This is a genomic window from Stutzerimonas stutzeri, from assembly GCF_024448695.1.
GTDB classification, from domain to species: domain Bacteria; phylum Pseudomonadota; class Gammaproteobacteria; order Pseudomonadales; family Pseudomonadaceae; genus Stutzerimonas; species Stutzerimonas stutzeri_T.
The window spans coordinates 58,292-72,095 of record NZ_JAMOHY010000006.1 but is presented as its reverse complement, the minus strand read 5'-3'; the positions used below and the strand labels follow the sequence as shown (position 1 = coordinate 72,095).

Annotated in this window: 16 protein-coding genes; 12 read left to right on the top strand and 4 right to left on the bottom strand. The window is 59.0% G+C overall.

The window, feature by feature from the left end; genetic code table 11:
* The first annotated feature begins 71 nt into the window (after positions 1–71).
* Genes NAV32_RS07740 through NAV32_RS07725 form a run of 4 tightly spaced genes read left to right on the top strand, consistent with a single transcriptional unit; the run spans position 72 to position 3,545 of the window.
* Positions 72–1,145 (top strand): ArsO family NAD(P)H-dependent flavin-containing monooxygenase, encoded by a 1,074-nt coding sequence (locus NAV32_RS07740; RefSeq protein WP_256052225.1) that lies wholly within the window; start codon positions 72–74, stop codon positions 1,143–1,145.
* Positions 1,146–1,195: 50 nt separating this feature from the next.
* Positions 1,196–2,275: an ACR3 family arsenite efflux transporter gene (arsB, locus tag NAV32_RS07735; protein WP_256052224.1), complete on the top strand. Its 1,080-nt coding sequence runs from the start codon at positions 1,196–1,198 to the stop codon at positions 2,273–2,275.
* A 10-nt stretch (positions 2,276–2,285) separates the two neighbouring features.
* Entirely contained in the window at positions 2,286–3,290 is a 1,005-nt protein-coding gene (locus NAV32_RS07730) for a permease (protein WP_256052223.1), read from the top strand.
* A gap of 15 nt (positions 3,291–3,305) precedes the next feature.
* Positions 3,306–3,545 carry a thioredoxin family protein gene (locus NAV32_RS07725; RefSeq protein ID WP_256052222.1) on the top strand — a complete coding sequence of 80 codons (240 nt, stop codon included), beginning with the start codon at positions 3,306–3,308 and terminating at the stop codon, positions 3,543–3,545.
* Between the two features lie 5 nt (positions 3,546–3,550).
* Here NAV32_RS07725 and NAV32_RS07720 read toward each other — a convergent pair whose 3' ends face one another.
* A complete protein-coding gene (locus NAV32_RS07720) occupies positions 3,551–4,939 on the bottom strand; it encodes a hypothetical protein (RefSeq protein ID WP_256052221.1) in 1,389 nt (462 codons plus the stop codon).
* A gap of 229 nt (positions 4,940–5,168) precedes the next feature.
* Here NAV32_RS07720 and dcm point away from each other — a divergent pair, with 229 nt between their 5' ends.
* The 8 genes from dcm (at position 5,169) to NAV32_RS07680 (ending at position 11,301) form a co-directional block, all read left to right on the top strand.
* Positions 5,169–6,416, top strand: a complete 1,248-nt coding sequence (gene dcm, locus NAV32_RS07715) for a DNA (cytosine-5-)-methyltransferase (protein WP_272890199.1) — start codon at positions 5,169–5,171, stop codon at positions 6,414–6,416.
* A gap of 13 nt (positions 6,417–6,429) precedes the next feature.
* The gene (locus NAV32_RS07710) at positions 6,430–6,705 is read left to right on the top strand and encodes a hypothetical protein (protein ID WP_256052220.1); all 276 of its coding nucleotides are present in this window, start codon (positions 6,430–6,432) and stop codon (positions 6,703–6,705) included.
* Positions 6,705–7,187 carry a very short patch repair endonuclease gene (locus NAV32_RS07705; RefSeq protein ID WP_256052219.1) on the top strand — a complete coding sequence of 161 codons (483 nt, stop codon included), beginning with the start codon at positions 6,705–6,707 and terminating at the stop codon, positions 7,185–7,187. The genes NAV32_RS07710 and NAV32_RS07705 overlap by 1 nt, the downstream gene beginning before the upstream one ends.
* Positions 7,168–8,424: a type II restriction endonuclease gene (locus NAV32_RS07700; protein ID WP_256052218.1), complete on the top strand. Its 1,257-nt coding sequence runs from the start codon at positions 7,168–7,170 to the stop codon at positions 8,422–8,424. Before NAV32_RS07705 ends, NAV32_RS07700 begins: the two co-directional genes overlap by 20 nt.
* Before the next feature lie 254 nt (positions 8,425–8,678).
* Complete coding sequence (gene purE / locus NAV32_RS07695; protein ID WP_256052217.1) at positions 8,679–9,170, top strand: 5-(carboxyamino)imidazole ribonucleotide mutase; 492 nt, start codon at positions 8,679–8,681, stop codon at positions 9,168–9,170.
* On the top strand, positions 9,171–10,256 hold the full coding sequence (locus NAV32_RS07690; RefSeq protein WP_256052216.1) for a 5-(carboxyamino)imidazole ribonucleotide synthase: 1,086 nt from the start codon (positions 9,171–9,173) through the stop codon (positions 10,254–10,256).
* A 92-nt stretch (positions 10,257–10,348) separates the two neighbouring features.
* Positions 10,349–10,600 carry a GlsB/YeaQ/YmgE family stress response membrane protein gene (locus NAV32_RS07685; RefSeq protein ID WP_256052215.1) on the top strand — a complete coding sequence of 84 codons (252 nt, stop codon included), beginning with the start codon at positions 10,349–10,351 and terminating at the stop codon, positions 10,598–10,600.
* Between the two features lie 170 nt (positions 10,601–10,770).
* Positions 10,771–11,301 (top strand): DUF3299 domain-containing protein, encoded by a 531-nt coding sequence (locus tag NAV32_RS07680; RefSeq protein ID WP_256052214.1) that lies wholly within the window; start codon positions 10,771–10,773, stop codon positions 11,299–11,301.
* A 20-nt stretch (positions 11,302–11,321) separates the two neighbouring features.
* Here the strand turns inward: NAV32_RS07680 and NAV32_RS07675 are convergent, their stop codons facing one another.
* The 3 genes from NAV32_RS07675 to NAV32_RS07665 all read right to left on the bottom strand — a co-directional run bounded on the left by NAV32_RS07675 (position 11,322) and on the right by NAV32_RS07665 (position 13,765).
* On the bottom strand, positions 11,322–12,215 hold the full coding sequence (locus NAV32_RS07675; protein WP_256052213.1) for a D-hexose-6-phosphate mutarotase: 894 nt from the start codon (positions 12,213–12,215) through the stop codon (positions 11,322–11,324).
* Between the two features lie 168 nt (positions 12,216–12,383).
* Positions 12,384–13,073: an ABC transporter permease gene (locus NAV32_RS07670; RefSeq protein WP_256052212.1), complete on the bottom strand. Its 690-nt coding sequence runs from the start codon at positions 13,071–13,073 to the stop codon at positions 12,384–12,386.
* A complete protein-coding gene (locus tag NAV32_RS07665) occupies positions 13,070–13,765 on the bottom strand; it encodes an ABC transporter permease (RefSeq protein WP_256052211.1) in 696 nt (231 codons plus the stop codon). The genes NAV32_RS07670 and NAV32_RS07665 overlap by 4 nt, the downstream gene beginning before the upstream one ends.
* Positions 13,766–13,804 lie beyond the last annotated feature (39 nt).

Below are 13,804 nucleotides of genomic sequence, written 5' to 3'. Positions count from 1 at the left end.
AATCCGTATATATTGTAAACCATATGTATTGACGGGCCGCTTGCTGTGGCAAGCAACCAAGGAGCGACTGCATGACGACGCAAGCGCCGCTGGATGTGCTGGTGATTGGCGGTGGTCAGGCTGCGCTGGCCACCGGCTACTTTCTGCGTCGCACTCAGCTGGCGTATCTGCTGCTGGATGACCAGGCGCAACCCGGCGGCGCCTGGCAGCATGGCTGGGATTCGCTGCGGCTGTTTTCCCCGGCAACCTGGAGCTCCATCGCCGGCTGGCAGATGCCCAGCCAGGAGCCTGGCTACCCGCACCGCGATGCGGTGATCGATTACCTTGCCCGGTACGAGGCCCGCTATCAGTTACCCATTCTGCGACCGATGCATGTCGATGCCGTGACACGCCAGGGGGAACTGTTTGTGGTGCAGGCCGGCCTTCGGCAGTGGCGTTGTCGCGCCCTGGTCAGCGCCACCGGCACCTGGAGCAAACCCTTTATCCCGGCCTACCCAGGCCGCGCGCAGTTTGCCGGCCAGCAGCTGCACTCGGCGCATTATCGCGATCCGCAGGCTTTTGCCGGCAAGCGAGTGCTGGTGGTGGGCGGTGGCAACTCCGGGGCGCAGATTCTCGCCGAGGTCTCCAAAGTCGCCGACACCCTGTGGATCACCCCGGAGCCGCCGGCTTTTCTGCCTGATGAGGTCGATGGCCGGGTGTTATTCGAGCGCGCCACCGAACGCTGGAAGGCCCAGCAGGAAGGCCGCGTGATCGATCAGCCGGTGGGCGGCCTGGGCGATATCGTGATGGTTGAACCCGTCCGTGAGGCCCGCGAGCGCGGCGTGCTGGTGGCCGAGCGGCCATTCCAGCGTTTCACGGAAGAGGGCGTGGAGTGGGCCGATGGTCGCCGTGAGGCCGTGGATGCAGTGATCTGGTGCACGGGTTTTCGCCCGGCGCTTGATCATCTGCAAGGTCTGAATGTGCTGGAGGCCGACGGCAGGATCGCTGTCGATGGAACCCGCGCGCTCAAACAGCCCGGGCTGTGGCTGGTCGGTTATGGCGAATGGACCGGGGCAGCATCGGCCACCCTGATCGGCGTCACCCGCACTGCCCGCAGCACGGTCAGTGAGATAGCAGAAGCCCTGCAGGGCGATACAGCTCAATAGAAAGCATCCGAGTGCCGCACAGGCCGTCACTCAGTTACCAGGAAATTGCAATGTCCAGCCAGTGTGAAGTCGTCGCCAAACAAGCTGCAGGCGCCCCTCTGGGGTTTTTCGAGCGTTACCTGACGCTTTGGGTCTTTCTGTGCATCATCGGTGGCACGCTGCTCGGTCTGTTCGCCCCAGAGACAGCCCAGGCCGTAGGTGCACTGGAGGTCGCCCAGGTGAATATTCCGGTGGGCCTGCTGATCTGGGTGATGATCATTCCGATGCTGATGAAGATCGATTTCAGCGCCATCGGCGAAGTCTATGAGCAGCGCGCCGGTCTTGGCGTGACGCTGAGCATCAACTGGCTGATCAAGCCTTTCACCATGGCCTTTATGGCCTGGCTGTTTCTGCGCCATGTCTTCGCCGGCTGGCTGCCGGCCGAGGAGATCGACAGCTACGTGGCCGGGCTGATTCTGCTGGGTGCGGCGCCCTGCACGGCCATGGTCTTCGTCTGGAGCCACCTGTGTAACGGCAACGCCAATTTCACCCTGACGCAGGTGGCAATCAACGACCTGGTGATGGTATTCGCCTTCGCGCCCATCGTTGCCCTGCTGCTGGGTGTGTCGTCGATCCCGGTGCCCTGGGACACCCTGCTGCTTTCAGTGGTGATGTACATCGTCATCCCCCTGGCGATTGCCCAGTTCATTCGCAAGCGCCTGCTGCGTCAAGGTGAAGCAGCCTTGCAAGCTGTGCTCGCACGCATCGGCCCGTTCTCCATCGTTGCCCTGCTGGCCACGCTGGTGCTGCTGTTTTCCTTTCAGGGCCAGACCATTGTCGCGCAGCCGCTGATCATCGCCATGCTGGCCGTGCCGATTCTTTTGCAGACCCTTTGCATCGCCGCGCTGGGCTACTGGATGTGCCGCAAACTCAAGGTTCGCCACGATATTGCCGGGCCTGCGGCGATGATTGGTGCCTCGAACTTTTTCGAGCTGGCGGTGGCGGTGGCCATCGTGCTCTACGGCTTCAACTCGGGCGCGGCGCTGGCCACGGTAGTCGGAGTGCTGATCGAGGTGCCGGTGATGCTCTGGCTGGTGAAGATGATCAACAACAGCAGCACCTGGTATGAGCGTGGGCTGGCGCATCACTGAGGAAAGCAGCGTGGATATTTTCAAATGGCTGAATGATCAACTGCTGCGCATGGACTGGTTGCACTGGCTGGTGCAACTGCTGGTTGAAGATGTGTTCGGCCTGGACATGGCCAGCCGCCTCGGTGGCAGCCTGCATTTCTTCATCTATGACGTGATCAAGATATTCATCCTGTTATCGGTGCTGATCTTCGCCATTTCCTGGGTGCAGGGCTATTTTCCACCCGAGCGCACTCGCCGCATTCTGGGTGGCCTGCGCGGCTTCCGGGCCAACCTCACCGGGGCATTGCTGGGCACGGTCACGCCGTTCTGCTCCTGCTCGTCGATCCCGCTGTTCATCGGTTTCACCAGCTCGGGTCTGCCGCTGGCAGTCACCTTCTCGTTCCTGATCTCCTCGCCGCTGGTCGATCTGGCGTCGATGATCCTGCTGGCTAGCATCTTCAACTGGTCAATTGCCCTGGCCTACGTCGTGGTGGGGATTGTGCTGGCGGTGGTCGGTGGCACCCTGATCGGCAAGGCGCGCATGGAACAGTACGTCGAAGCCTTCGTCACCCAGCAGAAGGTGCTGGAACTGCCGCAGGACCAGCTGACTCTGGGCGACCGTCTGAGCTACGCCCGTGAGCAGGTCGGGGAAATCATTCGCAAGGTCTGGCTGTACATTTTGATCGGTGTGGGTATCGGGGCGGCCATCCACAACTGGATTCCACAGGACCTGATCATTGCGCTGCTCGGCAGCGACAACTGGTGGTCGGTGCCGCTGGCGACCCTGGCAGGCGCACCGATGTATGCCGATATCTTCGGTACCCTGCCGATTGCTGAGTCGCTGGTGGCCAAGGGGGTCGGCCTGGGTACCGTGCTCGCCTTCATGATGGCGGTAACCGCGCTGTCGCTGCCATCGCTGATCATGCTCAAGAAGGTGGTCAAGGCGCCGTTGCTGATCCTGTTTCTGGCCATCGTCGTGTCAGGCATCATGCTGATCGGCTACCTGTTCAACACCTTCACCCACCTGTTCCTCTAACCCGAGAGAAGCATCATGATCATCAAAGTCCTTGGTTCAGGCTGCAAGAAGTGCGTGACACTCACCGAAAACACTCACGCGGCGCTGACCCGTCTCGGGCGGCAGGCCGATGTGGTCAAAGTCACCGACTTTGCCGAGATCGCTGCCCACGGCGTGATGTCGACTCCAGCGCTGGCCATCGACGACGAGGTGGTGTCGGTGGGCAAGGTGCTCACCTGCGACGAGATCGAGACTCTGCTCAAGGCCCGCCAGTAACAGCATCATCGGCCCCGCCGCCACAGGCTCCGCCGTGGTGATGATTCGGGCCAGGCCACCGACTTGTTCTCGCAGCGCACGATGCCGGCGGCGCCCAGCCGCAGTGTCCAGCGTTGCGCCAGGGGTTCCTCCTGCCCCGGCTGTCGGCACACCACCAGCAGGTTGTAGTCATGCTGCTTTTCGATGGTGTGAGCCTGAACGACCGGTGGCTGACCCTCTTCTCGCTTCCACTCGAACAGCTGCTGGTGACTGGCCTGGATCAGCGCGGACAACGGCTCGAAATCCAGAATCAGGCGCTCCTGGATTTCGTCCTGGGTCAGGGCTGCCTTGTCCAGTATCAGCCGTGAGCGGTAGCAGACGATCTGCCGCTCCTCGTTGGTCGCCCATTTTCCCGAATGCTCGCGCACCGCTTTGCTCAGTTCGGAGAGCTTGCGGTAATCGAGCCAGACCAGCTGCTGCGCCATCAGCTTCTGGGTGTAGGGCATCAGCAGGCGCAGCCTCCAGCGCGGCTTGCCCTTGCGCAGCCAGCGGGTGACGGTCTCGTTCAGGTCGTCACGCAGCAGATCGCGCACCGCATAGATCAGTGCGATACCCACCAGCAGCGCCAGGGAAAGTTTCTGGCTGGCGTCGCGCACGTTGAACAGGAAATAGGTGAACAGCGACATGATCAACATGGTGGACGTCGCTTTGACCAGCTTGCGGGTGCCGGCGCCCAGCTCGATGACCTTCTGGCGCAGTACCACCGGATACTCCAGCAGCCGCACATAAAGGCTCATGCGGTTCCAGACGCGGGTCGGCGGGCCCTTGAAATCACCGAGGTAATCACGATCGGTGCGGTAGCGCTGCTCCTGCTGAAGAAATTCCTGCACCCCCAGTTTCAGCTCGTCATCGAGGTCGTCGTAGCCTTCCAGCATCATGCTTTCCAGCAGGAACTGCTCTGCCAGCCAGGAGAAATAGATATCCAGCTGGCGGAAATAGCGCGCTTGCTTGCTCCCCTTCGGTTCTGCCTTGCGCAGTCGCTGGCCGAAGTTCTGACTGAGCCGTAATGCACGTCCCAGGGGTTCGGCGCTCGCCTTGCCCTGAAATTGCTGGCGCAGACGATCCAGGGACGCCTGGTACTGGAAGAACCAGGCGCCGTGCATGATTTCGTAGTGCGGCGAAAGCAGGGAAAAGGAAGTGTCCAGCTTGCTGGCCCGGTCCTGTGTCGGCAGGCCGAGCAGGCGGAAGCGATGGACCAGGGCGCTGTGAAAGAACTGATCCTCGGTCAGGGTGCGGGTGGAAAAGGTGGTCTCATGGGGGGTGAACAGGTACAGCTCGACCAGATGCCGGCCCGGTTTGGTCAGCGTGCGGGTCAGTTGCAGGCGAAAATCGCCCTGGCGCTTCAATGAGAACACGGCACCTCCGATGACAGTACGCGATGAGCATATCAAGCTTGGAGGTGCTCGGCGCTGGCCATCGCGGGCAGTGTGCTAGCGCGTAACCGAGGAAGTATCAGAGGGGTTTTGGGTGGCGGCTTTGGTGCGGAATCAAGCGTGGGGCCAAGACGAAGGAAGTGATACTGGCTGCTTGTACAGTTGTTGTTTTTTATGCAGAATGCACAAAAAATTCCCTTTGGAGCTAAAAATGAGCAGCGCGCAGGTCAATTATTATCTCCAAGAGGCGTTCAAGTCCTACAGTCGTCGTGACCTCGCCACAGCACTCGAAGTGGACGTAGGTACTGTTCGACGCTGGGAAATTGGTGAGACAAAGCCCAAGCCCTATGTTGTCGATCGTCTTAAGCAAATGGTTATCCCTCTTGATGAGGAGCAAGCCGAAGGCGCTTTTTCCTTTATTGACCTGTTTGCCGGTATTGGTGGGTTGCGTTTGGCATTCGAGTCCATTGGAGGAAAATGTGTTTTTACCAGTGAATGGGACGCTTATGCGCAGCGTACCTATCAAGCCAATCATCGCGATCAGCACGCGCTGAATGGCGACATCACTCAGCTCCATGAGGCTGAAATACCGGATCATGATGTGCTTCTGGCTGGATTTCCTTGCCAACCGTTTTCAATTGCCGGAGTGTCAAAAAAGAACTCTCTTGGCCGTGCCCACGGTTTTCAGGATGCAACCCAAGGCACATTATTTTTTGACGTTGCACGCATCATTGCTCATAAAAAGCCACGCGCTTTCCTGCTGGAAAACGTCAAAAACCTAATGTCGCATGATAAGGGGCGAACTTTTGAAGTAATTCGCCAGACGTTAAGAGACGAGCTGGGCTATCACATCTTTCATAAAGTAATCGACGGTGCGCACTTTACACCGCAGCATCGCGAGCGAATTCTTATTGTTGGATTCCGTGAGCAAGTGGCTTTTGACTGGGACGCCTTGCCATTACCGGCAAAGGGTAGCCGTATCCTGAAAGATATTCTCCACCGTACAGATGGTACGGAGCCTGTGCTGGAGTGGGATGGCAAGCGTTTCTTTGATCATGACGTTAGACAGGTGCCTGATAAATACACTCTCACACCAAGGCTCTGGGCATATTTGCAGATGTATGCAGCAAAGCATCGTGCAAAAGGTAACGGGTTCGGGTTTGGACTGGTCGGCCCAGATAGTGTTACCCGCACTCTTTCAGCTCGTTATTACAAAGACGGTTCTGAAATTCTCGTAGATCAAGGTGATGGAAATAATCCGCGCCGTCTTACCCCGCGAGAGTGTGCTCGTTTGATGGGGTTTCCGGATACTTTCCGTATTCCGGTGTCTGATACGCGCGCATACAAGCAGTTTGGAAATTCCGTAGTGGTTGGTGTTATGTCTCATGTTGCTCGCTTGATGCAGCAGTTTCTAGAGCCTGCTAGCTTGGAGCCGGAGTTGGCTCTTTTTTCCGAATGAACAAGGTGGTGTCATGCAAAGTATTTCTCGCATCCCAAAAGTGAAAGGCTTCACCCTTGTAGCTGCCCAAGAGTGGTTCTCCTCCATGCAGGAAGTGGGGTTGCTTTTTCATCCGGATGATGACCCGGGAGATATCTTTTTGATCGCAACAAATACGCCGGTTTTTACTGCTACTGAAGTGGCTGCAGTAAGAATAATCATGGTGCAGCTTTTTGAGTCATTTGGTGATGGGGTATATAAGGCCTGCTATCCGGTCGCCATGAGGGGGCTCGCTATGGCTGCGGCCTGATGGCTGATGTTGTAGATAAAGACACTCGTAGCCGGATGATGTCCGGCATTCGTGGCAAGGATACAAAGCCTGAACTCGCGATTCGAAAAGCTTTGCATGCAAGGGGTTTTCGTTTTCGTTTACACGCAAAGGGCTTGCCAGGAAAGCCGGACTTGATTTTTCCAAAGTACAAAGCAGTCATTTTTGTGCATGGTTGCTTCTGGCATGGGCACAACTGCAAATACTTCAAAGTACCGCAAACTCGTACGAATTTCTGGTTGGAAAAAATTGGCCAAACCCGGTTCAGGGACGAGCGCCAGGAATTAGCGCTGCGAGCTTTGGGCTGGAGGGTTATGACTGTTTGGGAATGTGAAATTCGTGCAGCGAAAAGACAGAATGGCGAAACACTGATTGACCTTATTGCAAGGTGGCTGGTAAATGATGCGTGTATTCAGGAAGAAAATTCGCATCGGAAATCCCACAATGTTCAACGACAAAATTAGTGATTACTTCGAAGGTGTTGCTGCCAAATACCTGAGCGCCGTAGATGCCGATCCCGCGCGCTCAAATGGGCATGAGATTGGCGGGCTGCCTGCGGCAGGCTTTAAACGCTACCTCGGCGAGCCTGGAAAAGGTGAAGGAGCAGAACATCGTTTCATGGCGAAGCAGATTTATCTCACGGATGAATCTGATGCCCCTGAAATAAGCGAAGGCTTGGTCACTTGGTATGATTGTCGGCGAAACAAGCCACATCGCGGCCCTGAATATCGCCTCTATTACTACACAACACCAGTAACCGAACTGTTGGCAGAGGGGGATTTTCTTCTCGTTGCAAAAATGCGAGACAACTCACTGCTAATGGTTTTTACGCCTGGCGGTAGTACAGTTGAGAGCCAGTTGCGACTCTTGTTCGGGCTTGATCATATTGGCAAGGATTTTCAGGCGGGAACCCTGAATGCTGTGCAGCTACTCCTGCCCCTTCGGCTGATGCTGGAGGACCTTGGTGTTGAGCTCAGTCGTGTAGAAGACGGGGATGATGTTTGGCTTGAGCGTTTGATCGGACTTTTTGGAGAAAAAGATTTCCCCACTACGTCCATCTTTTCGGCCTATGCCCGAGAGACGGTTGGGGACGGTGTTGATCCATTACAAGATCCAGATCAGGCTGTTCTTGACTGGATGGACCATGAAGAAAAACTGTTCCGTATTTATGAGCGGCATTTGGTGAAAAAGCGTTTGTGTTTGGGTTTTGGTGCCGATGGTGATGATGTAGATGCTTTCATCAGCTTTTCGTTGAGCGTGCAAAATCGGCGCAAGTCGCGGGTAGGGCACGCATTTGAAGGGCATTTGGATCGGCTTTTCAAGTTGCACGGCTTGCGGTTTGAGCAGGGGCGTGGCAAGGGGCGTGTAACTGAGAACAGTGCCAAGCCGGATTTTTTATTTCCCGGCTTTGTCGATTATCGAAATCCTGCTTTCCCGATAGATCGACTGTCCATGTTGGGGGCAAAGACAACATGCAAGGACCGCTGGCGACAGGTGTTGAGTGAGGCTGACAGGATTGCCAGAAAACATCTCGTGACTCTGGAGGCTGCCATTAGTGAAACCCAGACAAGAGAAATGCGCTCGCATGGTTTGCAGCTTGTTGTGCCGGGTCCCATACAGGCGACCTATACGGATGTTCAGCGTGATTGGTTGGTCGGGCTGAATGCATTTATTGATCGTGTCAAATGGCAGCAGCGGTGAACATTCATTACTGTCTTGATACGGCTGAGCCACCGCCAATCTGCTCAGGTTCTGCGCTTTGCAGTGGCCGCCGATAGAGCTGCGGGAGAAGTGCTTCGGCAAGCGTTTATGGGGATGCCTGATTGGCTTTACGGTATACTTCGTCGCCCTGAATCAGCGCAAGGTTGATTCGGCCCGCACATGACAAGCCACGCCTCTGATGCGTGGCTTGTTGGTTTTGTAGCGCTGCGCTGCGCACAACGAGAGGCACAACGATGACCGCACTGGTAGGCGTGATCATGGGCTCCAAGTCCGACTGGTCCACCCTCAGCCATACCGCCGAGATGCTGGAAAAGCTCGGCATTCCCCATGAAGTCACCGTGGTGTCCGCGCACCGCACGCCCGACCTGCTGTTCCAGTACGCCGAGCAGGCGGAAGAGCGCGGTCTGCGCGTGATCATTGCCGGTGCCGGTGGCGCGGCGCATCTGCCGGGCATGTGCGCGGCCAAGACGCATTTGCCTGTGCTGGGCGTGCCGGTGCAGTCGTCTATGCTCTCGGGGGTCGATTCGCTGCTGTCCATCGTGCAGATGCCCGCTGGCGTGCCGGTGGCGACGCTGGCCATCGGCAAGGCCGGGGCGATCAATGCGGCGCTGCTCTCGGCCAGCATCATTGGCCACGAATTCCCCGAATATCATGCCGCGCTGAAGAAATTCCGCGATGAGCAGACGCAAACCGTGCTCGACAATCCGGACCCGAGGAACGCGTAAATGAAGATCGGCGTAATCGGTGGCGGCCAGCTGGGCCGCATGCTGGCTCTGGCGGGTACGCCGCTGGGGATGAACTTCGCTTTCCTCGATCCTGCACCGGACGCCTGTGCCGCGGCGCTGGGTGAGCATCTGCGTGCCGATTACGGCGATCAGGATCATCTTCGTCAGCTGGCCGACGAAGTGGATATGGTGACCTTCGAGTTCGAAAGCGTACCGGCTGAAACGGTGGCTTTCCTGTCGCAGTTCGTACCGGTCTTCCCGAGTGCCGAGGCGCTGCGGATCGCCCGTGATCGCTGGTTCGAGAAGTCGATGCTCAAGGATCTGGGTATCCCGACACCGGAATTCGCCGATGTGCTGTCCCAGGACGATCTGGATGCCGCCGTGGCCCGCATCGGCCTGCCGGCAGTGCTGAAGACCCGCACCCTGGGTTATGACGGCAAGGGTCAGAAGGTGCTCCGCAAGCTGGCCGACGTGGTCAATGCGTTCGCCGAGCTGGGCAGCGTGCCGTGCATTCTCGAAGGTTTCGTACCCTTCACCGGCGAGGTTTCACTGATTGCGGTGCGTGGTCGTGACGGTCAGACCTGCTTCTATCCGCTGGTACACAACACCCATGAAGACGGCATCCTGCGGCTTTCGATAGCCAGCAGCAGCCATCCGCTGCAGACGCTGGCCGAGGATTACGCCAGCCGCGTGCTGACCAAGCTGGATTATGTCGGTGTGCTGGCTTTCGAGTTCTTTGAAATCGACGGTGGGCTCAAGGCCAACGAGATTGCGCCGCGCGTGCACAACTCCGGGCACTGGACCATCGAAGGCGCCGAGTGCAGCCAGTTCGAGAACCATCTGCGGGCCATCACGGGCTTGCCGCTAGGCTCGACCGCCAAGCTGGGCGAAAGCGCGATGCTCAACTTCATCGGTGAAGTGCCGCCAGTGGCCAAGGTCATCGCCGTTGAGGATTGCCACCTGCATCACTACGGCAAGGCGTTCAAGGTCGGGCGCAAGGTCGGCCACGCCACCCTGCGCTGCCCGGACCGCGCCACGCTGGACAGGCAGATTACTGCAGTGGAGTCGCTCGTCGAGCGGGACTGAGGGCCTGTTCTTAAGTAGTTGGCGGCGAACTGGCTGTTATGCTCCCGGTCCGAAGAGAGGCAAATATTTTTTGGACTTGAGGGGGACTGCCCATGGGTATCATCGGAATCATCATCATTGGCCTCATCGTGGGGCTTGTCGCGCGCTTCCTGAAACCCGGCAACGACAGCATGGGCTGGATCATGACCATCCTGCTGGGTATCGGCGGCTCGCTGCTGGCCAGCTATGGCGGGCAGGCGCTGGGCTTGTACGAGGCAGGAGAGGGCGCGGGCTTTATCGGTGCGGTGGTCGGCGCGATCATTCTGCTGGTGATCTACGGTATGGCGACTGGCCGCAAGGGCTAGTGGACCCCTGGCGACTGATCGCCCTGACGAACTACGCCTTTTCCAGTCGATCCTGCAACCTGCATGGGCTCTGCCTGATGCAGGTCGTAGGGCACACTTGTTCGGTCTGCCGTGGCCGAATGAATTCGGCCCTTGTATGTTGATTCCATCTAATTTGAGTGCTCTGCTCCATGCGCCGTTTTTGCCTGTCCCTGCTTATTGCTTTGCCGCTGGCCATCCAGGCCGCGCCCGTCGAACTGGACTGGCTTGAGCTGATGCCGGAAGCGGATCGTCAGGCGCTGGAGGCCATGCCGGATATCGAGCACAACTCGCCCGAAGCCGATGGCTTCAGCGACCAGGGCGGCCTGAAGCAGGGCGGGGGGCTGCCGGCGGTGATGTATTCGGCCAAGACCGTACCGTCACTCGATGGCAAAAGCATCCGCCTCGGCGGCTATCCGGTGCCGCTGGAAAGCGACAGCCGCGGGCGCAGCATCGAGTTCTTCCTGGTGCCCTATCCCGGCGCCTGCATCCATGTACCGCCGCCGCCGCCGAACCAGATTGTGCTGGTGCGCTACCCGCAAGGCATCACGCTGGACGATATCTATGCGCCGCTGTGGGTCGATGGACGGCTGCATGTCGAGCTGGTCAGCAACGACCTGGCCGACGCCGCCTATGCGCTGGTGGCCGAACAGGTCCAGCTGATCGAGGAAGAGGATTTGTAGCAGGCCGCTTTAGCCGTCTTTCAAAGTGGCTCGCTGCCGATGGTGACGGCAAGGGTGTGACTGGCACCCGCGGCGAGGCATATCCGGTCATCCATCACATTGGCGGTTTCGATGCAGAGCATCCGTTGCCAGGCGTCGTCGGCAAACTGCGAGAGGCGCTGCGCCTTGGCGGTCCAGGGATTCCACAGGATGGCCGAGCGCGAACCGCTGGTGTGCAGCGTAATGCGCCGATTCCAGGCCCGGTCCAGCAGGTTCAGTACCGGCGGCAGACCGAGGTAGATGCGGTCGGTTTCGCCCTCGAAGCGCAATTCGCCCTGCTGCTGGCGTTGCTGCCACTCATCCAGCGTTTCCAGATAGCGACAGTCATCCAGGCCGTCTACGGATACCTGATGAATGTCGCCGATAGCGAGATAACTGTGCAGCGCCTGGCTGATGGCGACGGGCTGCTCGCCCTGGTTGCGGCTGGTCAGGCTGATATGCAGTTGCTCATCCAGGCGGATCTGCAGTCGCAGATCCACTTGATGCGGCCAGCCCGGAAGCTCACCCAGGGCCTGCGCGCAGACAAACTCCAGAATGCCGCTGTCGCCTTCGCAGCGCTGCCCTCGCAGTTGCCAGTCCAGGTTGCGTACCAGGCCATGAAAGGGCGCTTCGCTTGCTTGTTCATGCATTGCCTGCACGTCTTGCGGATTGCGCGTCAGGTCGCCAAACCAGGGCCAGCACAGTGGCACGCCGCCGCGAACCGGCTGGCCGTGCTGAAAGGCTGCTTCTTCGCTGAGCCAGATGACCGGCAGATCACCCTGACGGTAGCTGAGTATCTGCGCGCCCTGTTCGGCAACCAGCAGTTCATCGTCGCCCCGCTGGACGCGCCAGCAGGTGAGCTGATCCATTTCGATACGTTGGATATCAACGGGCATGGGAAGATCTCGTGGTGGGCTCTGATGTGGCTCTGACAACGCTCGCAAGGCGGGATTTCATCTGTCTGCGTAGGGTGGATGACGCTTTTTTCATCCACCGTGGCTGCGCTTGGTGGAGCGCCACCCGGTGTATCGGTGAAGCGTGATCCACCTTACACGTCGTGCGGTTCAGCGACCCTGACAGGCGTCGACCCGTAACCAGCGCTCCAGCAGCTTGAAACCCTGCATCAGCACGAAGGCAATGAGCAGATAGATCAGGCCGGCGGTGAGGAACATTTCCTCGTGCAGATAGGTGCGTGCGGCGATCTTGCGCGCCATGCCGGTCAGCTCCAGCAGGGTGATGGTGCTGGCCAGCGCACTGGCCTTGAGCATCAGTATCACCTCGTTGCTGTAGGCCGGCAGCCCGATGCGCGTGGCGCGCGGCAGGATGATGTGCCACAGCGCCTGGCTGCGTGACATGCCCAGCGCACGAGCGGCCTCGATTTCGCCGGAGGGTACGTTCTGGATGGCGCCGCGGATGATCTCGGCGATGTAGGCAGCCGTGTGCATGGTCATGGTGATGATGGCGCACCAGTAAGGGTCGCGCAGATAGGGCCACAGCGGGCCTTGGCGCACCGCCTCGAATTGCGCCAGCCCGTAGTAGACCAGGAACAGCTGCACCAGCAGCGGCGTGCCGCGGAAGAAGAAGATGTAGGCGTAGGGCAATGCGCGCACCGGAAAGTGGCGCGAGGACCGCGCAATGCCCAGCGGCAGCGCGAAGATCAGCCCGGCGATGACCGAAACGCCAACCAGTTGCAGCGTCAGCCAGGCGCCTTCGACGAAGCTTGGCAGCCATTTGAGGAGGATTTCCCAGGTCATGCGGCGCTCCTGCTGAAGCCGCGGCCAGCGCGTTTTTCAAGGAAGTGCATGCCGATCATGGCGATCACGGTCAGCCCGAGATAGATGAATGCGGCGACCAGGAAGAAGGTGAAGGGCTCCTTGCTGGCGGTCACGGCGATCTGCGAACGGCGCATGATTTCCTCCAGGCCGATTACCGAGACCAGCGCGGTATCCTTCATCAGGATCATGAACAGGTTGCCCAGCCCCGGCAGGGCCAGTCGCCACATCTGCGGCAGGATCAGGCGCAGGAAGATCCGCGGCTTGCCCAGGCCCAGCGCTAATCCCGCTTCGCGATGACCCTTGGGGATCGCCAGCAGCGCGCCGCGAAAGACTTCCGTGGCATAGGCACCGAAGCACAGGCCCAAGGCGATGGTGCCGGCGACGAAGGGGCTCAGTGCAAGATCGTCGATGCCCACCAAGGTGCCGATCCCGCGCACCAGATTGATGGTGCCGAAGTAGATCAGCAGCACCCAGATCAGCTCTGGCACACCGCGCACGATGGTTGAATAGGTGCCGCCGATCCAGCGCACGGTAACGTAGGGTGAAGTCTTGGCCAGTGCGCCAAGCAAGCCGAGGACCAGCCCCAGCGCCAGCGACGCCAAGGCCAGTTGAATGGTCATCCAGGTGCCGGCGATCAGCGCCGGACCGAATCCGTGAAGGTCGGGAATCATAGAAGCTCAAACACCGAAGCCCGGCCCGCCATTCGTATG

Excerpts from the sequence above, each read along its gene's own strand:
- dcm (WP_272890199.1), top strand. The coding sequence starts at position 5,169 with ATGAGCAGCGCGCAGGTCAATTATTATCTCCAAGAGGCGTTCAAGTCC.
- arsB (WP_256052224.1), top strand. The coding sequence starts at position 1,196 with ATGTCCAGCCAGTGTGAAGTCGTCGCCAAACAAGCTGCAGGCGCCCCT.
- NAV32_RS07665 (WP_256052211.1), bottom strand. The coding sequence starts at position 13,765 with ATGATTCCCGACCTTCACGGATTCGGTCCGGCGCTGATCGCCGGCACC.
- NAV32_RS07670 (WP_256052212.1), bottom strand. The coding sequence starts at position 13,073 with ATGACCTGGGAAATCCTCCTCAAATGGCTGCCAAGCTTCGTCGAAGGC.
- NAV32_RS07680 (WP_256052214.1), top strand. The coding sequence starts at position 10,771 with ATGCGCCGTTTTTGCCTGTCCCTGCTTATTGCTTTGCCGCTGGCCATC.
- purE (WP_256052217.1), top strand. The coding sequence starts at position 8,679 with ATGACCGCACTGGTAGGCGTGATCATGGGCTCCAAGTCCGACTGGTCC.
- NAV32_RS07705 (WP_256052219.1), top strand. The coding sequence starts at position 6,705 with ATGGCTGATGTTGTAGATAAAGACACTCGTAGCCGGATGATGTCCGGC.
- NAV32_RS07700 (WP_256052218.1), top strand. The coding sequence starts at position 7,168 with ATGTTCAACGACAAAATTAGTGATTACTTCGAAGGTGTTGCTGCCAAA.
- NAV32_RS07725 (WP_256052222.1), top strand. The coding sequence starts at position 3,306 with ATGATCATCAAAGTCCTTGGTTCAGGCTGCAAGAAGTGCGTGACACTC.
- NAV32_RS07740 (WP_256052225.1), top strand. The coding sequence starts at position 72 with ATGACGACGCAAGCGCCGCTGGATGTGCTGGTGATTGGCGGTGGTCAG.
- NAV32_RS07685 (WP_256052215.1), top strand. The coding sequence starts at position 10,349 with ATGGGTATCATCGGAATCATCATCATTGGCCTCATCGTGGGGCTTGTC.
- NAV32_RS07710 (WP_256052220.1), top strand. The coding sequence starts at position 6,430 with ATGCAAAGTATTTCTCGCATCCCAAAAGTGAAAGGCTTCACCCTTGTA.
- NAV32_RS07675 (WP_256052213.1), bottom strand. The coding sequence starts at position 12,215 with ATGCCCGTTGATATCCAACGTATCGAAATGGATCAGCTCACCTGCTGG.
- NAV32_RS07690 (WP_256052216.1), top strand. The coding sequence starts at position 9,171 with ATGAAGATCGGCGTAATCGGTGGCGGCCAGCTGGGCCGCATGCTGGCT.